A 20495-nucleotide genomic window follows, 5' to 3' on the forward strand; every position below is an offset into this window, starting at 1 on the left:
TTTTAAAAACTGGAATGCCTTTTGTTCACAAAGTAGGTGTCCCAAAAGTAAAGACACGTTTAATGCAAATCATGGTCACTTGTACTTTTTGATTTTACCATGATTTTTGATAATAATATCATACCAGTATGAGTTTGTTAAATTCGGTTCTAAAAGCCTTTGTGGGCGATAAATCCAAAAAGGACGTAAAGGAACTACAGCCCTTGGTCGTAAAAATAAAATCCTTTGAATCGCAATTGGAAGGGTTGAGCCATGATGAGTTACGGAACAAGACCGTGGAATTCAAAAAAAGGATTCAAGAGGATAGCAAGGAGGCCAGCGATAAAATAGCACAATTGGAAGAGGAGGTACAAGCCTCCGACGACATAGATAAAAACGAGGAAATTTATTCGGAAATAGACAAACTCAGGGAAGAGGTCTACAAACTATCCGAAAATACCTTGAATGATATCCTTCCCGAAGCCTTTGCCGTAGTAAAGGAAACGGCCAAGAGATTCGTCAAAAATGAGACCCTTGCCGTAAAAGCTACGGAATTTGACCGTGAACTTTCAGGAAAAAAGGACTACGTGTCCTTGGATGGTGACGATGCCGTATGGAAAAATTCCTGGGACGCCGCCGGTAAAGAGGTCACTTGGGATATGGTGCACTATGATGTACAACTCATTGGGGGCATTGCCCTACATCAAGGAAAAATAGCGGAAATGCAGACTGGGGAAGGAAAGACCTTGGTGGCCACATTGCCCTTGTATCTTAATGCCCTGGCCGGAAAAGGGGCACATTTGGTGACGGTAAACGATTATCTGGCCAAACGGGATAGTGCATGGATGGGACCCCTCTTTGAATTCCACGGGCTTTCCGTAGATTGTATAGACCACCACCGTCCCAACTCGGACGGAAGGAGGGCCGCCTACAATGCCGATATCACCTACGGCACCAATAATGAATTTGGTTTTGATTACTTAAGGGATAATATGGCCCATACCCCAAAGGATTTGGTGCAACGTCCCCATCACTACGCCATTGTGGACGAAGTAGATTCCGTATTGATCGATGATGCCCGTACCCCGTTGATCATTTCGGGTCCCGTTCCCGAAGGCGACCGACACGAGTTCAATGAATTAAAGCCCAAGATTTCTGAAATTGTCCAAAAACAACGTCAACATTTGACCGGGGTTCTGGCGGAGGCCAAAAAACTGATTGCAGAGGGCGACACCAAGGAGGGTGGTTTTCTACTGTTACGTGTACACCGGGGCTTGCCTAAGAACAAGGCCCTGATCAAGTTTCTTAGTGAGGAGGGTATAAAACAGTTGCTGCAAAAGACGGAGAATTTCTATATGCAGGACAACAACAGGGAGATGCCCAAAGTAGATGAAGATCTGCTCTTTGTCATTGAGGAAAAGAACAACCAAATAGAACTTACGGACAAGGGGATAGATTATCTTTCCGGGGAGCAGAATCGGGACTTTTTTGTGATGCCGGATATCGGTAGTGAAATCGCCAAGATCGAAAGCCAAAATTTGGAAATCGAAAAAGAGGCCGAGCTAAAGGAAGACCTATTCAAGGATTTTACCGTAAAAAGTGAGCGTATCCACACCTTGACCCAATTGTTAAAGGCCTATACACTCTTTGAAAAGGACGTGGAGTACGTGGTCATTGAAAACAAGGTACTCATTGTAGACGAGCAGACTGGCCGAATTATGGACGGGCGCCGGTACTCGGACGGATTGCATCAAGCTATCGAGGCCAAGGAAAATGTAAAGATAGAGGCCCTTACCCAGACCTTTGCCACGGTAACCCTACAAAACTATTTTAGGATGTACCGCAAATTAGCCGGTATGACGGGAACCGCCGTTACCGAGGCCGGCGAGTTCTGGGAAATCTATAAATTGGATGTTGTGGAAATCCCCACGAACCGACCCATTGCCCGTGACGATAGAAACGACCTTATTTACAAGACCAAAAGGGAAAAGTACAATGCCATTATTGACGAGGTGACCAAACTCTCCCAGCAGGGCAGACCGATCTTGATCGGTACCACCTCGGTAGAGATTTCGGAACTGCTCTCCCGGATGTTGACCATTAGAAAGGTAGAACACAATGTGCTGAATGCCAAATTGCATAAAAAGGAGGCCGATGTTGTGGCCGAGGCCGGTAAACCCGGAGTGGTAACTATTGCCACCAATATGGCGGGTCGGGGAACGGACATTAAACTAACGGATGCCGTTAAACAAGCCGGTGGATTGGCCATTGTGGGCACGGAACGCCATGATTCCCGACGGGTCGATAGACAGCTAAGGGGGCGTTCCGGGCGTCAAGGAGATCCCGGAAGTTCACAGTTCTATGTCTCTTTGGAAGATAATTTAATGCGGCTTTTTGGTTCGGAACGTGTGGCCAAAATGATGGATAGGATGGGATTGGAAGAAGGCGAGGTCATTCAGCATTCCATGATGACCAAATCCATAGAAAGGGCCCAGAAAAAAGTAGAGGAGAACAACTTTGGCGTTCGGAAACGTTTGTTGGAATATGACGACGTTATGAACGCGCAGCGGGAAGTAGTCTATAAAAGAAGACGGCATGCCCTACAGGGTGAACGCCTAAAGGTAGACATCGCCAATATGGTCTATGATACCTGCGAGGTTATAGCCGACACTAACAGGGCGGCCAATGACTACAAAAATTTTGAGTTCGAACTCATTAAATATTTCTCTATCACTTCTCCGATTTCCGAGGAGGAGTTTACAAAATTGGGTGTTCAAGAAATCGCAAACAAGGTATACTCAGCGGCCTATGAGTACTATCAAAATAAAATGGAGCGCAATGCGGCGGCTGCTTTTCCGGTAATCAAACAGGTATATGAGGACAATGCCAATAAATTTGAGCGCATCGTTGTACCGTTTACGGATGGTGTAAAGAGCTTAAATGTGGTGACCAATCTTAAGGATGCCTATGAAAGTGACGGCAAGCAATTGGTCACCGATTTTGAAAAGAACATCACCCTGGCCATAATAGACGATTCCTGGAAGACCCATCTTCGCAAGATGGACGAATTGAAACAGTCCGTACAATTGGCGGTCCATGAGCAGAAAGACCCTTTGCTGATCTATAAGTTCGAGGCTTTTGAACTTTTCAAAAGTATAATCGACAAGGTAAACCGGGAAGTGGTCTCGTTCCTGTTCAAGGGGGAGTTGCCCACGGCCAACCCCAATGAAATACAGGAGGCCAGAAACGTTCGTAGGCCCAAGGAAAATCTTCAGACCAGTAAGGAAGAAATTCCCAATAGTGATGAGTTAGCGGCCAGAAACAGGGCGGCCGGTCAGACCCAAGGACAAAGGCCCCAGGTTACGGAGACAATTGTTCGTGAACGCCCTAAAATTGGCAGGAACGAAAGGGTTACCATCAAGAACATCATGTCCGGAGAAAGCAAGACCGTTAAATATAAACAGGCCGAGCCTTTGATCAACAAAGGCGAATGGGTGCTTACCGAAGACTAAAAAGTTTTGCCTTTATATTTGTACGGCGGCCAATAGGCCGCCGTTTTTTATGCAAATAACCCAAAAGGTGGTCTTTTTCGTTCAAATCCAATAGGCTTCAACCTAGGTAATCCAAAAATTCAATATCTTTAAAACAAACCTAAGTTTTTCAAAAATGACAACATCCAGACGTAAATTCCTTTCTTCCATAAGTATGTTGGCGGCCAGTTCCGCACTGCCCCTACATGCATTTGATTTTGGTAGCTCCAAAAAGCTTAAAGTAGCATTGGTCGGTACGGGCATTCGAGGCATTACCTTTTGGGGCAAACGTTTAATGGATGAGTACTCCGATATTTTGGAGTTTGTGGGATTGAGCGATATCAACTCCAGTAGGCTGGAATACGGAAAAGGATATATCGGGGTCTCCTGCCCTACCTTTACGGACTTTGGGAAAATGGTGTCCAGTACAAGACCGGATTTGGTCATTGTAACTACCAAGGATTCCACCCATCATGAGTTTATCATCAAAGGGTTGGAAATGGGATGTGATGTACTCACGGAAAAACCGTTGACCACGGACGAGACCAAATGTCAAGCGATTTTGGATGCCGAAAAAAAGTCCGATAAGAACCTTATTGTCGGGTTTAATTATAGATGGAGCCCCTACGCCACTAAGGTAAAGGAACTTTTGGCCAACAATGCCATTGGAAAATTGGTCTCTATAGATTTTCACTGGTACCTCAACACCTATCATGGGGCCTCTTATTTTAGACGTTGGCACGGACAGATGGAAAGTGGGGGTTCCCTTTGGGTACATAAGGCGACCCATCATTTTGACCTTCTTAACTGGTGGATAGACTCCGAACCAGAGGAGGTATTTGCTTATGGGGATCTGGAATTTTATGGTAAGAACGGGCCTTTCCGTGGCGATAAGTGCCGTACCTGCGAGTATCAATCCAAATGTGATTTTTATTGGGACATCACTAAGGATCAATTCAGCAAACAGCTTTATGTGGACCATGAGCACGAGGACGGTTACATTCGTGACAACTGTCTGTTCCGCGAGGAAATCGACATCTATGATAAAATGTCGGCGCAAGTAAAGTATGCGGACAATACCATACTAAACTATTCATTAACCACGTATTCCCCATATGAGGGTTGGCGCGTTGGCATTAATGGTACGGAGGGCCGGATAGAGGCTTGGCAGGATATCCCATATTTTAAGAACGAAACTACCGATGAGGCCGAAAAACACGCCAAGGAAATGGCACAGACCAACAAGGATGAAATCTACTATGAGCCTATAATATTGCATAAGCTTTGGAAGACCCATGAGACCGTAGAAGTTCCTATGGAGAAAAGTGGTCACGGGGGTGGTGACAAAAGGCTACATGATAAAATCTTCAAGACCCCTGAAACCAAGGACGAATTTGGTCGTACGGCCGGTGTCAGGGACGGAGCCATGTCCATTCTTATAGGTGTGGGTGCACGCCGTAGTATTGAAAGAGGCAAGCCCATTAAAATAGCCGATCTGACCGATTTGAAACCCAAGGTTAAAAGAAGTTGACGGTAAGCCATTAAAATCCGAACAAGTCTCTTAGGGTACAGTCCCGGTATTGTATCGAAAGTATGTTCTGTCAAAAGACAAAAAAAACTTCCCTGCATCTAAAATAGTAGCGGCACCATTTGGAAGATATATCAAAACATGGTTAGTTTTACGGTATAACCCTAACCTGACCTACCCTTTCTATGGCATACGCCAACAGCATCGGTATCTAATACAATTGGATATGCAGTACACTAAGGGAATGGAAGAACGATTACGGGACAAGGCCAAATTGGTACTCAAAGTAAATTACTTCACTTCCATTTGTTCCTTGGTCTTCTGTTTGCTCTGCTTCTTTGTACTCGATATTACCAAGGTCATTCCCTATGTTTTTTTAGTCTTTGGTGTACTCAACTTGTTAAACACCTTTCTCTATAAATATCATAAAAATCTAGCACTCGCCTATAATATTGTTTCCATTATGGCTCTTGTGGGGGCCACTGCCATTACTTTGTATAGTGGAGGCATCAATAGTCCGTTCATATTCGTATTGGCACTGGTCGTTGTGGCGGGATATGTTAGTACAAAGACGTATGGCGCCCTGTACCTCTATCTTATTTTATCCATTATCCTACTTATTTATGCGCAGAGCATAGCCGATTTTAGTTTTGCAGCCAATGCGGTACCGGAAAGTTCCAAGAATCTATTCGCTTTGTTAAGCGTATTATTTTCCGTTTACCTCTTGGGCGGGGTATTCGGAAAAAATCTATTGCGAGTCCATCATAAGCTTTATACCACTAAAAATGAGGTGGAAGAAAAAATTAAGGAAAAGGAAACTCTGTTGAAGGAGGTACACCACCGGGTAAAAAATAACCTTCAGACCGTATCCAGTCTTTTAAGCCTTCAGTCGCGGAATATTGATGACAAACAGACCAAGGAACTCCTAAAGAACAGTCAAAATCGGGTCATCTCCATGGCCATGGTACATGAGATGTTATATATGCGCGAAGATCTTTCCAAAATAGAATACAAATCCTATGTGGAGGAACTGGCCGAATATCTGGTGCGCTCCATTAAGGGAACGAGTAGTAATATTACGCTGGATATTGATATTCCTGATATCAAATTAAATATCGATACCGCGATACCTTTGGGGTTATTGATCAATGAAGCCGTAACGAATGCCCTGAAATATGGTATTGTGGATAATTCCAAAGGGGAAATCTTTATCAAATTACGAAGGGGCGATGATGGGGAATATCAGCTTAATATAGGCGATAACGGTATCGGATTTCCGGAAACCATGAACCATAAAACGACCAAATCCCTGGGATTGAAACTTATCCATAATCTGGCCCGACAGCTACGGGGTTCCATAATCAGGGATGCCACCAAAAAAGGTACTTATTATATTGTAAAGTTTCGGGAAATCCACCAAAAGGTACCGTCCTTGGCGTGATTACCAAAAACCTCGAAATTCTCGGGCAGAATCATCGCCAATACAATAGAAATCACAGTATTTTAGAGCATTGGCAATAATCCGGTTATCTATCTGTCCTGTAGGGGCATTCTGCACCATTATCCCTATATTTAAGCGACTAATTCAAAAACATCTTTTCATGCTCAAAAAGACTTTTTTTTTGCTACTGTTGTGCAGTGGCACGCTTCAGGCACAGGATTATTTCTACAAAAAATTCCATCCCTTCGCCACTGATATTCCGACGCCACAGGAATTTCTGGGGTACGGTATCGGGGAGCATCACACCCGCCATGATTTGATTGTTGCCTATTTGCAAAAATTGGCCGAAGTGTCCGATCGGGCTTCCCTACAGGAATATGGAAAAACCCATGAGGGGCGCAAGTTGGTCATCCTAACGGTTACAAGCCCAGAGAATTTTTCAAATCTAACCACCTTGAAACAGCAACATTTGGCCTTTACCGATCCCTCCAAAAATGTTTCCAATTATGACGCTGTTCCCATATTCATCAATTTAGGTTATAATGTGCATGGCAACGAACCTTCAGGCTCCGAGGCGGCTTTGTTGACGGCTTATACTCTAGTGGCCTCAAACCATCCGGAAATCCAAGACTATCGCAAAAATGCCATCCTTTTTATAGACCCTACCATCAACCCGGATGGTCGCGATCGGCATACACAATGGGTCAACATGTATCAAGGAAGCCCTGAAGTGGCCGATCCACAGGATGCCGAACATAACGAATATTGGCCCGTGGGACGAACCAATCATTATTGGTTTGATCTGAACCGGGACTGGCTTTTGGGTATCCATCCGGAAAGTCGTGGAAAACTCGTTTGGTATCACCAATGGTATCCGAACGTTGTGACGGATTTTCATGAAATGGGTACACAGAGCAGTTACTTTTTTGAGCCCATGAAAACCAACGGTTCCCTCAACCCTATTATGCCCAAGGAAAATTATGAAGACCTCAACGAAATGTTCGGGAACTATTTTGCCCAAGCGCTGGATAGTATCGGTTCCTTTTATTTTACTAAAGAGGCCTTTGATGGGACATATCCCGGTTATGGTTCCTCCTATCCGGACCTGCAAGGAGGTCTGGGATTACTCTTTGAGCAGGCCAGTAGCCGGGGCCATCGACAAAAAACTCCTTATGGCGAAATCACCTTTCCGTTTACTATTCGTAACCAATATACGACAAGCATCGCCACCATAAAGGCGGCCGTGGAAAACAAGGCCTATTTGCGCAGATATCAGCAGGATTTCTTTAAAAGCGCCCTGACCAATGCGGGTAAGAGCAAAATAAGGGGATATTCCTTTGGGGACGCCTATGATGCCAACCGTACCAAGGCTTTTATCGATAAGCTTTTATTACATAAAATAGACGTATATAAATCAGGCGAAAACTATGTAGTGCCCACAAGGCAGCCTCAATATCGGATGGTACAGTCCATGTTCGAAACTTATGAAAAGTATCGGGATAGTGTATATTACGATGCTTCCGCCTGGTCTGTGGCCAATTTTTACAATATGGCGTACCAACCGCTAAATTCCGTGAGTTTAGGCGAAAAAGTGGAATCGACCGATAATTTGACCTCCCTGGCTCCTGTACAAAAATCGGACTACGCCTATATCATCGACTGGGACGATTACAATGCCCCTGCCCTACTCAACCAGATTCAGCACAACGGTCTGGTGGTTTCCTCGTCCTTTAAACCTTTTACGGCGAAAATCGGCCCCAACGGAAAGGAATTCAATTATGGCGCTTTGGTAGTACCCGTATCCCTCCAAAAGAAATCAACCGACGAAGTTTACCGGATTATCCAACAGGCGCAACAAAAATTTCAGGTTCCGGCGTACGGGGTTCCTACAGGCTATAGTATAAAGGGCATCGATCTGGGTAGTCGTAACATTAAGACGATAAAGGCTCCCAAGGCCGCTATGCTTATTGGTCAAGGAGTACGTTCGTATGAGGCCGGGGAAGTCTGGCATTTACTGGATACCCGAGTGGGTATGCCTATAACCAAAATCCCGATGCGTAATTTTAATAGGGCAAACATTGATAAATACAATGTGTTGGTCATGGTTTCCGGTACATATGACCTCACCCAGAAACAGCTGGATAAAATCAAGGATTGGGTGAACAAAGGAAACACCCTCATTACCATTGGTACAGCGGCCAAATGGGCCATTGAAAAGAAATTGGTGCTCGAAAAACTGACCAAATCCGAAAAAGACTCTACGGCAATAGTAGAACGAAAATCCTATGTGGACGCACCGGAAAATATCGGGAAGGAACAGATAGGCGGTATTATCCTTAAAGTAGATCTGGATACTACCCACCCCTTAGGTTTTGGCTACCGGGATCAACAGATTCCAGTTTATAAGAATAATGAGATATGGCTCTCACCCAGCAAGAATGCCTATGCCACCGTGGCCCAGTATGCCAAGGAACCCCATATAGACGGGTTTATTACCCAAAAGAATATGGAGGAGTTTTTAAAACCCTCGGCCTCTTTGCTGGTCAGCAAGCTTGGGAACGGTCGGGTTATCCTCTTTGCGGACAATCCCAATTTCAGGGGTTCTTGGTACTGTACAAATCGATTGTTTCTGAACGCCCTTTTTTTGGGGGATAAAATCAATGTGCCCAATGAAGATTAGCAAGCACGTATTTGCGAACGTAGTGAAGCAAACTAAACGGATTGCTTCATCCATAGCAAGCGGATTCGCAATGAAAACATAAAAACCAAAAATGAAAAAATCAAAACTACTCCCCCTAGTTCTATTCTTCATCGGTGTAGCCCAAAACACCGCCCAATCCGCTAAAGGCGACGGCCCGCATACCCAACTCATTATCCGAGGGGTTACATTGATCAATGGGAATGGGGCTCCTCCGCAAGGCCCCATTGATATCGTAGTGGAGAACAATAAAATCACGGATATTCAAGTGGTAGGTTATCCGGGTGTAAAAATTAATGCCGGTAAAAGACCTTTATTAAAACCAGGGGGAAAAGAGTTGGACTGCTCCGGAATGTATCTTCTTCCGGGATTTATCGATATGCATGGCCATATTGGGGGAGTGGCCCAAGGAGCGGAACCCGATTATGTCTTTCGTCTATGGATGGGCCATGGAATCACCACGGTTCGGGAACCAAGCGGTAGAGGAATTGATTTTGCCCTTGACCTAAAACGCAAAAGTGCAAAGAATGAAATCGTGGCGCCCCGTATTTTTGCCTATACCGGTTTTGGTCAGACCAGTGCCAGTTTTGATCCCTTAAAAGGGGTTCCCATCACTACACCGGAACAGGCCAGGGAATGGGTACGGGCCAATGCCAAGGAGGGAGCGGACGGCATTAAATTCTTCGGGGCCGAACCGGAAATTATGGAGGCTGCCCTGGACGAAAATAAAAAATTGGGATTGGGCTCCGCTTGTCATCATGCCCAATTAAGTGTAGCCCGATGGAACGTTCTGCATTCCGCGCGCGCTGGACTTACGAGTATGGAGCACTGGTACGGGCTACCTGAGGCCTTGTTCAATGAACGCACGGTACAAGACTATCCCCTGGACTACAACTATCAGAACGAACAACATCGTTTTGAAAACGCCGGAAAACTTTGGGCCCAGGCCGCTAAACCCTACTCCGAACATTGGAACGCCGTGATGGACGAGCTTTTGGAGCTGGACTTCACCCTAGATCCTACCTTCAACATTTACGAGGCGAGTAGGGACCTACAACGGGCACGGCGCGCCGAATGGCACGAGACCTATACGCTCCCCTCGCTTTGGGAATTTTATCAGCCCAGCAAGATATCACATGGCAGCTATTGGCATGATTGGGGCACCGAACAGGAAGTCGCCTGGAAGGAAAACTACAGATTGTGGATGGCCTTTATCAATGAATATAAAAATCGGGGTGGGCGGGTCACCACAGGTTCCGATTCCGGATTTATTTTTCAATTGTACGGCTTTGCCTATGTCCGGGAACTGGAATTATTACGCGAGGCAGGCTTCCACCCTTTGGAGATTATCCGTGCAGCTACCTTGAACGGGGCCGAGGCCTTAGGTGTGGACAATACCTTAGGCACAGTGGCCATTGGAAAACTGGCGGATTTCGTAGTGGTAGAGAAAAATCCCTTGAAAAACTTAAAAGTGCTCTATGGCACAGGGGCCATTAAGTTAACGGAGGACAATGAAGTGGTACGTGTAGGCGGGGTAAAATATACCATCAAGGACGGTATTATCTATGATGCCAAGGCATTACTGGACGAAGTAAAGGAAATGGTCACCTTGGAAAAACAAAAAAAAGGGTATAAAATTCTACAACCTGGGGTAAGGGAATAAACAAAATTCCCCTTCCTTTGACGGAAGGGGAACAGATCATGTCATTAACATGAAAAAGTGGCAGTTGGAAACATTACTTGATATACGTACTACGGTTCCTTTTTCGGTTTCCCGGGCTATAAGGGAAACAAGGGTGTAGTATCTAATCGTATTCCTTATTTGCGTACCGGTAGTTTTAAAGGTCTCAAGACCCCTTTGGTCTTTGGAAAGATGGCGACATACGCAACAATTAAAAGAGTTGAAACGGTAATAAATGCAAAGATCATAGCTTATAGATTTAAGGTTAAGGTATTGGGGAACCTTTAGGCTAATTTGGCTTTATTTTTTTTGGTACGGAAAGACAGGGCTTTCTTTACTCTTGCATTTCGGAATTTGTATAAATGCGCGACTTGGTCTTGGACGGGTTGCGAACCTTGGAAAGTAGCGACAGGAAAAGTAAGGCTACCATCCAGAACAACACCCATTTCAATAGACTCCACTTTAACATCGGTTTGTGTATTTTGTGCCAAAGCCATAGCTCCGAAGAGAAGGACGATAAGCAAGGTTAAAATAGACTTCATGTCAGTGCGATTGGGTTACTTAAAGATAACCCCGATTACAGGCTGGGATGCCCTGTAAACCGCTGAACGACACCGATTTTCGGTCAGTGTAACTATTATGGATGAAGTGTAAAAAAGCTCCGTTGAATGGAATTCCATTCCAATTCAACTCACCGAAAAAATGAGGGTTTTCATCGGTGGTTTGGGAACCCATCATTACGAAATCATAGCAGTGCCATTATACCTTTGACAGGTTAATACACCTTTTTACTTCTAAAACCTGTGGTGTTAAAAACAAATAAGTATCTCGGTCAACCTTCTTTTTTGAAGCGATATAAAAAAGGTTTGCGTCGCGGCGCGTCCGCCTTGGGTTCCGGTAACCGTTCAAATATGTCCAGGGACAACATTTTCTTTTGAAATCGGCTCCGTTCCAATTTCCTTTCAAGAATGCGTTCGTGTAGTTTATGCAATTGGGGCATGGTAAACTCCTCGGGCAAGAGGTTAAAGGAAATTTGTTCCATCCCGATATCCCTTTTCAGCTGTGCGCGCGATTCAAGTGCTATCTTGGCATGGTCCATCAACATGGGGGGCAAATCATCCAAATTATGCCAAGCACAGGGTTGGGAAAAGATGCCGCCTGTAGGTTGGGCGTCCTCAATATGGATCAATGCATAATAGGCCAACGATATAAAGCGTTTATTTATCCATAAATCCTTGTTCCAAGTATACCCTGCCGCTTTTAACAATCGTTCAAATTCCGAAGCAAAATTTCGATCCCCATCCCCGAATACCTGAAAAAGCCGTAAATAGGGTTGTCGCAGCCCGGTCCTTTCCTCCAATACCCTTACGGCCGCATCGGAAACGGATTCGTCTTTTCCCACATAGCCACCGGGTAAGGCCCAACTTCCTTCAAATTCCAGCAATAAAACCTTTAATTCCCCTTCCTTAAAACCGAGAATAACGATATCCACGGAGACATTGGGCAAATAAAGTTCTTCCCCGTGATCTAAAAATTTTTGCACGTCCATAAATACAAAGGTAAAAATTTGTGGCAAAGTGCCACATTTTATATATTTGTGGCAAAATGACACAAATATGGCCAAGTCTAAATTTAAAAGAATCGTATTAAAAGTACTCAAGTGGTTCGGCGTTATAATTGCCCTGATCTTAATAGTCCTGAGCATTGTCGTAATCATTAACCTCAACTATGATAGGCCTTCGCTTTATGTTTCCGAAGAGAATCTTCAAAAGGAATTCGCAAATACGGATACCAGGCAGATCGCCGAAAAACTGGTTGCGGAGATGAGTCTTGATGAAAAGGTAGATCAGATGTATGGGGAACCTTTTGGCAGTGGGATGGCCAAGCTGGCGACCAATTTTCTGGTCAAGAAGCGGTTTGCCCACATTTATGTTGGTGAAAATGAAAGGCTGGGGATACCGCCCTGGGTACTGTCCGATGGCCCCCGTGGAGCGCGGGTGTTGGGCAAGGATGTCAAAGGCGTGACTACGTTTCCGGTAGGTATGGCCCGTGGGGCGAGTTGGAACCCCGATCTGGAATATCGTATCAATCAGGTCATTGCCTCTGAAATGCGGGCCAATAAGGTTAACTATGCTGCCACGCCATGCATTAATCTATTGCGGCATCCCGGTTGGGGACGGGCACAGGAAACCTACGGGGAAGACCCATGGTTATTGGGTGAGTTCGGGGTTGCCGCCGTTAAGGGTCTGGAAAAGCACAACGTAATGGCATGTCCCAAGCATTTCGCATTGAACAGTATAGAGAATTCCAGATGGGTGGTCGATGTGGAAGTGGATGAGAGAACACTACATGAAGTGTACCTTCCGCATTTTAAAAAGACGGTTCAAGAAGGTAAGCCCGCATCTATTATGAGTGCCTACAATGCGGTAAACGGGGAATTCTGTGGAAGCAATAAGGAATTGCTGACCCATATTTTACGTGATGATTGGGGTTTTGAGGGCTTTGTAACCACGGATTGGTTAATGGGCGTGTATGATGGTATCAAAGGGGTACAAGCCGGACTCGACGTAGAGATGCCATTTCAACAAGTATACACTCCGGAGGTCATTCAGGAAGGTTTGGATAACGGTGAGATAACGGAGTCGGATATTGACAAAATCGTGACCCGGTCCTTGGCCACTCGATTAAAATATGCATTGGTCAATGACCAGGACAACTATCCGACAAGTGATATAGGCAAACCTTCCAGCATAGCGCTTGCCCGGGAAGCGGCCGAGGAAAGCATGGTATTGCTAAAAAATGAGGGGATATTGCCCTTTAAAAAACAAGAAGGGAAAACGATTGCCGTAATCGGTAGACTGGCGGACTTGGAAAACACGGGTGACCGTGGCAGTAGTGATTCCACCCCCTTATATGTGGAAACTCCTTTTGAGGGCATAAAAAAACAGCAAGAGGCCCAAGGAAACAAGGTGATCCTGGACGATGGAAGTGATCTTGAAAGAGCAAAAGAACTGGCCCAAAATGCTGACGACGTCGTTCTGGTCGTCGGTTTTACCCATGAAGACGAAGGGGAATACATTATCTTTAGTAGGGAACAGATGGAGGAGGAGGCGGAAGCCGGCAAATCCCTTGGGAAAGTTACTATAGGTGGTGACAGGAAGGATTTAAGTTTGTTGGAACAGGACGAAAAGCTGATAAAGGCATTACATCCCATGAACGATAACCTGGCGGTGGTCTATGTGGGCGGCAGCGCTATTGATATGTCTACGTGGGAAGATGACGTACCGGCTATATTGTTTTCTTGGTATGCCGGTATGGAAGGGGGAACGGCTCTGGCCAATATTCTTTACGGGAATGCAAATCCCAGTGGAAAACTGCCTTTTTCAATTGCCAAAGCGCAAAAGGATTACCCTCCTTTTACACCCTATACCAAAAATTTCACATACGGGTACTATCACGGGTATACCCTTTTCGACAAAAAAGGAACAACCCCGGCATATCCGTTTGGCTTCGGTTTAAGCTACACCGATTTTGCCTATGATTCACTCGCTGTCAAAACCCAGGAAATCTCCTTGGGCGAACCCTTGGAGGTTGAAGTAAATGTTTCAAACACAGGTGAGGTAGACGGAAAGGAGGTAGTTCAATTGTATATGGGTTTTTCCAATTCAGCGGTCGATCGGCCGGTAAAACTGTTGCGAGGGTTCAAAAAAGTTCACCTAAAAGCTGGTGAGACCAAAAAGGTTACACTGGATGTTGCCGTAGAAGACCTTACGTGGTATAACCCGAAAACGGAAAACTGGGAGGTTGAAAACATGGCCTACGAAGTTTATGTGGGCAGTTCATCCGCGGAAAGCGATCTTTTGCAATCGACTTTTGTAGTAAAATAGATGTACTTTCGATTTAAATAGTCATAAACTCCTTTTAGTGCTTTATGTGCCGAATGTTATCAAACCAAATGGCTTTCAGTGCTAATAGTCGTACCAAAAGAGGGAAACGAAATTGCAGGATGTCACCTCCCAAATCAATCTATAGCATTACCTTTGCCAACAAGTTATGGAGGTAAAATACGATACCATAGGTCAAGATTATGACCGAACCCGTAAGGCGGACGGGTATCTTGTGGAGCGATTGCACTATCACCTAAATCCTGATTCGAATGGACGGTATCTGGACATCGGTTGCGGGACAGGAAATTATACGGACACCCTTCAAAAAAAAGGGCTCAGATTTATCGGAATCGACCCCTCGGAAACTATGTTGGAAAAAGCCAGATACCGGAACCAACAGATTTCTTGGCGCATCGGTACCGTGGAAAACACCGGTTTGGAGCGCGATTCCATAGACGGTATAACAGCTTCACTCACCCTTCATCATTGGCCTGATTTAAAAAAGGGATTTTCAGAGCTTTTTAGGGTTTTAAGGGAAGCAGGGAGAATCGTAATTTTTACGTCCACCCCGGAACAAATGAAAGGTTATTGGTTAAATCGGTACTTTCCAAAAATGATGTCCGATTCCATAGCCCAAATGCCGTCCTATGTTGAAGTGGAAAAGGCAATGATAGGCGCCGGATTCGAAATGCACAAAACCGAAAAATATTTTATTAGGCCAGACCTGCGGGACAAGTTTCTATATTGCGGGAAGCAAAACCCTGAAATCTATTTTGATAATACCGTAAGGCACGGAATTTCTTCTTTTTCGTCCTTAGCGAATCGAGCCGAAGTCGAAAAAGGGCTGATAGATTTGAGAAAGGACCTGGATACCGGAGAACACAAACAAATAAGAGAGTCCTACGAAAATGATTTAGGGGATTATTTGTATATCATCGGTAAAAAACCGGCGAGTATTAAAAAGTAACTCGGAGCAACCATAAGGAATAAACTACGAAGAATCCAAAGTGCAAAAGTCCTTCAATCCAAGATTTCCCATTCCACTCAAACCTTTCGTGTATTACTTCCCAGGTGTCCGTTCATTTTAGTATATTTCCAAAGGACTTGATTAAATCATCATTTAAAGTATCCCACATGAATATTAGACCATATCTTTCCCTTGTTTGTATTGCACTCCTCTCCTTTTACGTACATGCCCAGCCCCAAAGGAAATTGGTAAACGTAATCGTTTCCCCCGACCAAACGGACTGGACCTATGCCATTGGTGATCAGCCCGAATTCTCTATTTCCGTTTTGCGGAACAATGTTCCTATGGAAGGCATTCAAATTAGCTACACAATACAACCCGATCCGGGGTATCGAATATTAAAGATTTGGGACGAAGGCACGGTATCCTTAAAAAATGGGACGGCCAAAATAAAGGCCAAGAAAATGGATGAACCCGGTTTTCTACGTTGCACGGCAACGGTGACTGTTGATGACAAGGAGTATTCCTCTTATACCACAGTGGGTTTTGCTCCCCACGAAATACGGCCGACCACTACCCTACCGAATGATTTTGAGGAATTCTGGGACAAAGGCAAGGACGCCTTGGCGGAAGTACCCATAAATCCTATCATGATCTTACTACCTGAAAGGTGTACGGACAAAGTGGATGTCTACCATGTAGAATTGGACAACATCAAGGGCAAAATCTACGGAATACTATGTAGACCTAAAAAGGAAGGAAAATATCCGGCAATCCTTCGGGTTCCTGGGGCCGGTATTAGGCCCTACTATGGAGAAATCTCAGATGCCGAGGCTGGATTTCTGTCCTTTACCATTGGCATCCACGGAATACCGGTAAACCTGGAAAAAAAGGTGTATGATAACCTGATGCAAGGGGCGCTGAACAGCTATTGGACCACCAATCTGGATGATAAGGACAATGCCTATTACAGACGCGTTTATTTAGGTTGTGTGCGAGCGGTAGATTTTATCGAAAGCCTTGAAAGCTTTAATGGTGAGGATATTGGGGTTACTGGAGGAAGTCAGGGAGGAGCACTTTCCATTGTTACTGCAGGCTTGGATGAACGAATCGATTATTTAGCGGCATTTTACCCTGCCCTTTCGGATTTGACCGGGTTTTTGCACGGTCGCGCTGGAGGTTGGCCCCAAATCTTTGTGGATGAGTATACCAATAAGCCCGAGAAAATAGAAACCTCCAAATATTTTGATGTGGTCAACTTTGCCCGATTCGTAAAAGTCCCGGGATGGTACAGTTGGGGATACAACGATCATGTGTGTCCACCGGCTTCCATGTTCGCGGCCTATAACCTGATCGATGCCCAAAAGGAACTGCACGTTTATCAAGAGACCCAACATTGGACCTTTCCGGAACAAAGGGAATTACGCAACGCATGGTTGTATGGAAAGCTAAAGGAATAGTCTTTTGTACGCTCAATCTGACTATCCAGAAAACTGACTTCAGATTACCTTACCCTAAGTCTTGCGTTTTCCCAACCAAATGACAAAACCTGTAATGGGTAGGGAGGCCAAGACCAGAGCCGTAAGGCTCACCAATAAGCGACCCCAAAAGTGGCCCAGGTTTCCCAAATGAATATCATAGATCAGTCCGTTTAAGGTCGTAAAAGCACTTGCCTCGCTGTGGATACCATTCTGAAAATTACCCTGGAGCAAGGCACCGGTGTATTGGTCAAAATGATAGTAATCTGTGCTATACACAACTTGTTGGGGATGTATCACCGCTAGGTGTATCGCATCCGTTTCCTTGTGGGGGTAACTTATTCGTACACGTTTATCGGGGAATTGCCCTAAAAAAGCAGTGGCCAAACTGTCCACTTTTTGATTTGGATCGTAATTCAAAGATTGACTCCCAACTACATTCGATTCAGGAATGTCATATTTCGTCTCATTCTCCCGGGTCAATACCCTTAACCCATTTCGTATAGGTTCAAATCCCCAAAAAATGCCGGTTAGTATAATAAAAACTCCTATCCACGAAGCATAAAAACCCAGGACATTGTGCAAGTCGTAGTTCAGTTTTACCGGTTTGGATTTAAGGTTAATCGTAAAATGGTATTTTCTACGTGATTTTCGGTGTGGCCACCAAAGAATCAATCCCGTCAATACCATAAAAAAGGACAAGAGCGTAACCCAATGCACAATTGCCCGTCCTACATCGCCCAAAAGTAAGTTCCGATGCAAGGATTTCAAATAGTTCAACCAGCCCTCCTTCATATTCTGTAAATGTTGGATCTTTCCCGTATAGGGATCCATAAAAGCATAGTAATAGGTACCCGGTGCATATATCAATACTTTGGCAGCGGAAGATTTCCCTTGAAAGGTAACGGCCCTAAAGTCCCCTTCGGGAAACTCCCGAACCAGTTCGGCCCTCAATTGGGAGACCGGTACGAAAGGGTTATCCCGGGCTTCTACGCTTTGCTTATAAATCCTATGGCTAATTTCTGCCTCCCAAGCATACAATGCACCGGACAGCGCTATAATAAAAAACAGCAGGCCAATGACGAGGCCCACGTACAAATGGATGTTGTGTATACTTCTCTTGAAGCGTCCTTTTTTCATTCTTGGACAAATCGGCTGAAGCTCTAAATATAGCGTTATAAATCATCGGTCCAAAGCTTTGCCCATCTGGATAACAATTAATAACTTTCTATATGGAAAGTATCCTTCAAATGAGACATTTCCTGCCAAACGATGAGAATCGAAAGCGGTCTCGTATTCGACTGCTTAAATTACTTATTTCCTTCTTGGTACTAATGGGTTCAATTTCCCTAAGAGCCCAAGAGGAACCTAAAGGTGCCTTTATTATGACGGTTACCGGAAAAATCGGTTTGGGAAATCTAGGTCGTATATTACCCCATGAACATATTACTACGGATTTTTTGGGCGCGGAAATAGCACCCCAACCCCGTTACCCTAGGGAAATGGCTATAACTACCATTTTACCCCATCTTAAAAAACTACAGGAAAGGGGCTATGGCCTGTTCTTTGAATGTACCCCAAACTATATTGGTCGGGATGTGGAATTGCTCAAGGCACTTTCCGAGCTTTCGGGTCTTAAAATCGTTACTAATACGGGTTATTATGCCGCGGTCAACAAGAAATTCCTGCCCAAGCATGCCTATACCGAAAGTAGTGAAACCCTGGCGGAACGCTGGGAAAAGGAATGGCGGGAAGGTATCGGGGATACGGGCATCCGGCCCGGATTCATAAAACTGGGCGTTGGAAAGGGGCCTTTGGATGCCATTGAGGAGAAATTGTTAAAAGCGGCGATTCTCCTTCACAAAAAAAGTGGCCTACAAATGGCCATGCATACCGGTGATGGGGAAGCGGCCCTTTCACAATATCAAATTATTACAGCGGCAGACGTTGATGGTAAAAATATGATATGGGTCCACGCCCAAAATGGAAAGGATGAAGAAAGGCTGGCCCTTGCCAAAAAAGGGGTGTGGATCAGTCTGGATGGGGTAAGTTCCGAAAAACTGGATAGCTATGTAAACATGATACGTGTTCTGAAGGAAAACCAGCTACTTTCGCGACTTATGATTTCTCACGACTATGGCTGGGGCGTTACAGATGAAAAAGGTACTATTAAGCTCATACCCTTTGATAAGGGAAAGAATGATCCCTACCAGACCATAGATAGACTATTGCTTCCACGGCTTCGACAGTTGGGATTTACCCAAGCGGAAATAGATCTGATAACCACCGAAAATCCTATAAAGGGATATTCCTTGACCCCTTAATCTTTGCTGCTAAAAAGCAACATCTGCCAATTCCTTTCGAATGTACCGGTCTATTTCCAAGACCTCGTCTTCCGCTAAGCTGATGTCGGAGGCAGCCGCATTGGAAATCACCTGGTCTTCGTTCTTGGCCCCGACCAATACCGAAACAATGCCCGGTTTTTGTAAGGCCCATGCGATGGCAATATAGGAAACGGGGCATCCATATTTTTCCGCCAAACCATCCAAAAGTGACAAAAGTCCCTGGATCTGCGGCCAGATTTCGGGCCGATAATAATTGTAAAAACGACTGCGATTATCATTTTCCTCAAAATTGGGGAGCTCCCGATACTTCCCGGTCAACAAGCCACCTGCAAGGGTACCGTAGGTGATAAGGCCGATTTCGTTTTCAAGGCAATAGGGAACCAAGGTCTCCTCTATCTTTCGTTGGAGCATGGAATAGTTGGGCTGTAGACTTACGATATTGACCAAGTCCTTGGCCTGTTCCATCAACTCCATCGTAAAGTTGGAAACTCCCAAATACCGGAATTTGCCCTGCTCCTGAAGTTTTATAAGGGTCTCCAGGGAATCTTCCAAGGGAGTATTGACATCCGGCCAATGTATTTGATATAAATCGATATAATCCGTTCTTAAACGCGAGAGCGATTCATCGATTTCCCTAAGAATGGTCTCGGGTCTAAGATCCCGTAAAAAACTGTCCGAAGTACGGGTAACCCCGGTCTTCGTTCCGATGACTACCTTATCACGATGTCCCTCTATGGCCCTACCTACCACACTTTCCGCATGTCCGGCGCCATAGGCCGGAGCCGTATCGATAAAATTGATGCCGGAGTCCAGGGCCGCATGAATAGTCTTTATGGAAGCATTGTCATCTACATCGCCCCAAAAATCATTGCCCATGGCCCAGGTACCTAAACAAATTTCGGACACCTTTAGATCAGTTTTGGGGATATTCCTGTAATTCATGATATAGGTTTAGTTTAAT

General features: G+C 44.9%; 13 protein-coding genes. 9 read left to right on the forward strand and 4 right to left on the reverse strand.

Translation table 11 applies throughout. The features are described from left to right. The first annotated feature begins 128 nt into the window (after window positions 1-128). The 5 genes from secA to ACO06Y_RS21515 all read left to right on the forward strand — a co-directional run bounded on the left by secA (window position 129) and on the right by ACO06Y_RS21515 (window position 10839). Window positions 129-3491: a preprotein translocase subunit SecA gene (secA, locus tag ACO06Y_RS21495; RefSeq protein WP_422081109.1), complete on the forward strand. Its 3363-nt coding sequence runs from the start codon at window positions 129-131 to the stop codon at window positions 3489-3491. A gap of 154 nt (window positions 3492-3645) precedes the next feature. Next, window positions 3646-5040, forward strand: a complete 1395-nt coding sequence (locus tag ACO06Y_RS21500; RefSeq protein WP_422081110.1) for a Gfo/Idh/MocA family oxidoreductase — start codon at window positions 3646-3648, stop codon at window positions 5038-5040. Window positions 5041-5263: 223 nt separating this feature from the next. Next, window positions 5264-6478 (forward strand): sensor histidine kinase, encoded by a 1215-nt coding sequence (locus tag ACO06Y_RS21505; protein WP_422081111.1) that lies wholly within the window; start codon window positions 5264-5266, stop codon window positions 6476-6478. A 160-nt stretch (window positions 6479-6638) separates the two neighbouring features. Further along, window positions 6639-9158 carry a M14 family zinc carboxypeptidase gene (locus tag ACO06Y_RS21510; protein WP_422081112.1) on the forward strand — a complete coding sequence of 840 codons (2520 nt, stop codon included), beginning with the start codon at window positions 6639-6641 and terminating at the stop codon, window positions 9156-9158. Window positions 9159-9249: 91 nt separating this feature from the next. After that, window positions 9250-10839 carry an amidohydrolase family protein gene (locus ACO06Y_RS21515; RefSeq protein ID WP_422081113.1) on the forward strand — a complete coding sequence of 530 codons (1590 nt, stop codon included), beginning with the start codon at window positions 9250-9252 and terminating at the stop codon, window positions 10837-10839. Window positions 10840-11141: 302 nt separating this feature from the next. On the opposite strand, the gene ACO06Y_RS21520 is transcribed toward ACO06Y_RS21515, so the two are convergent. Both ACO06Y_RS21520 and ACO06Y_RS21525 read right to left on the reverse strand, forming a co-directional pair. Continuing rightward, window positions 11142-11399 (reverse strand): hypothetical protein, encoded by a 258-nt coding sequence (locus tag ACO06Y_RS21520; RefSeq protein ID WP_422081114.1) that lies wholly within the window; start codon window positions 11397-11399, stop codon window positions 11142-11144. A 290-nt stretch (window positions 11400-11689) separates the two neighbouring features. Beyond that, entirely contained in the window at window positions 11690-12433 is a 744-nt protein-coding gene (locus ACO06Y_RS21525) for an NUDIX hydrolase (protein ID WP_422081115.1), read from the reverse strand. A gap of 40 nt (window positions 12434-12473) precedes the next feature. Between ACO06Y_RS21525 and ACO06Y_RS21530 the strand changes: the two genes are divergently transcribed. The 3 genes from ACO06Y_RS21530 (at window position 12474) to ACO06Y_RS21540 (ending at window position 17171) form a co-directional block, all read left to right on the forward strand. Continuing rightward, the gene (locus ACO06Y_RS21530; RefSeq protein ID WP_422081116.1) at window positions 12474-14744 is read left to right on the forward strand and encodes a beta-glucosidase family protein; all 2271 of its coding nucleotides are present in this window, start codon (window positions 12474-12476) and stop codon (window positions 14742-14744) included. A 166-nt stretch (window positions 14745-14910) separates the two neighbouring features. After that, a complete protein-coding gene (locus tag ACO06Y_RS21535) occupies window positions 14911-15711 on the forward strand; it encodes a class I SAM-dependent methyltransferase (protein ID WP_422081117.1) in 801 nt (266 codons plus the stop codon). 167 nt (window positions 15712-15878) lie between these two features. Beyond that, window positions 15879-17171, forward strand: a complete 1293-nt coding sequence (locus tag ACO06Y_RS21540) for an acetylxylan esterase (protein ID WP_422081118.1) — start codon at window positions 15879-15881, stop codon at window positions 17169-17171. A 54-nt stretch (window positions 17172-17225) separates the two neighbouring features. On the opposite strand, the gene ACO06Y_RS21545 is transcribed toward ACO06Y_RS21540, so the two are convergent. Next, window positions 17226-18329, reverse strand: a complete 1104-nt coding sequence (locus ACO06Y_RS21545) for a PepSY-associated TM helix domain-containing protein (RefSeq protein WP_422081119.1) — start codon at window positions 18327-18329, stop codon at window positions 17226-17228. 110 nt (window positions 18330-18439) lie between these two features. Here ACO06Y_RS21545 and ACO06Y_RS21550 point away from each other — a divergent pair, with 110 nt between their 5' ends. Then, a complete protein-coding gene (locus ACO06Y_RS21550) occupies window positions 18440-19513 on the forward strand; it encodes a phosphotriesterase (protein ID WP_422081120.1) in 1074 nt (357 codons plus the stop codon). Between the two features lie 9 nt (window positions 19514-19522). On the opposite strand, the gene ACO06Y_RS21555 is transcribed toward ACO06Y_RS21550, so the two are convergent. Beyond that, window positions 19523-20476, reverse strand: coding sequence for an aldo/keto reductase (locus tag ACO06Y_RS21555; protein WP_422081121.1), 954 nt, complete (start codon window positions 20474-20476; stop codon window positions 19523-19525). Between the last annotated feature and the right edge of the window lie 19 nt (window positions 20477-20495).

Origin of the sequence: Ulvibacterium sp., from assembly GCF_965228935.1 — a bacterium.
Taxonomy (GTDB): domain Bacteria; phylum Bacteroidota; class Bacteroidia; order Flavobacteriales; family Flavobacteriaceae; genus Ulvibacterium.

Excerpts from the sequence above, each read along its gene's own strand:
- secA (WP_422081109.1), top strand. The coding sequence starts at position 129 with ATGAGTTTGTTAAATTCGGTTCTAAAAGCCTTTGTGGGCGATAAATCC.
- ACO06Y_RS21500 (WP_422081110.1), top strand. The coding sequence starts at position 3,646 with ATGACAACATCCAGACGTAAATTCCTTTCTTCCATAAGTATGTTGGCG.
- ACO06Y_RS21505 (WP_422081111.1), top strand. The coding sequence starts at position 5,264 with ATGCAGTACACTAAGGGAATGGAAGAACGATTACGGGACAAGGCCAAA.
- ACO06Y_RS21510 (WP_422081112.1), top strand. The coding sequence starts at position 6,639 with ATGCTCAAAAAGACTTTTTTTTTGCTACTGTTGTGCAGTGGCACGCTT.
- ACO06Y_RS21515 (WP_422081113.1), top strand. The coding sequence starts at position 9,250 with ATGAAAAAATCAAAACTACTCCCCCTAGTTCTATTCTTCATCGGTGTA.
- ACO06Y_RS21520 (WP_422081114.1), bottom strand. The coding sequence starts at position 11,399 with ATGAAGTCTATTTTAACCTTGCTTATCGTCCTTCTCTTCGGAGCTATG.
- ACO06Y_RS21530 (WP_422081116.1), top strand. The coding sequence starts at position 12,474 with ATGGCCAAGTCTAAATTTAAAAGAATCGTATTAAAAGTACTCAAGTGG.
- ACO06Y_RS21535 (WP_422081117.1), top strand. The coding sequence starts at position 14,911 with ATGGAGGTAAAATACGATACCATAGGTCAAGATTATGACCGAACCCGT.
- ACO06Y_RS21540 (WP_422081118.1), top strand. The coding sequence starts at position 15,879 with ATGAATATTAGACCATATCTTTCCCTTGTTTGTATTGCACTCCTCTCC.
- ACO06Y_RS21545 (WP_422081119.1), bottom strand. The coding sequence starts at position 18,329 with ATGAAAAAAGGACGCTTCAAGAGAAGTATACACAACATCCATTTGTAC.
- ACO06Y_RS21550 (WP_422081120.1), top strand. The coding sequence starts at position 18,440 with ATGAGACATTTCCTGCCAAACGATGAGAATCGAAAGCGGTCTCGTATT.
- ACO06Y_RS21555 (WP_422081121.1), bottom strand. The coding sequence starts at position 20,476 with ATGAATTACAGGAATATCCCCAAAACTGATCTAAAGGTGTCCGAAATT.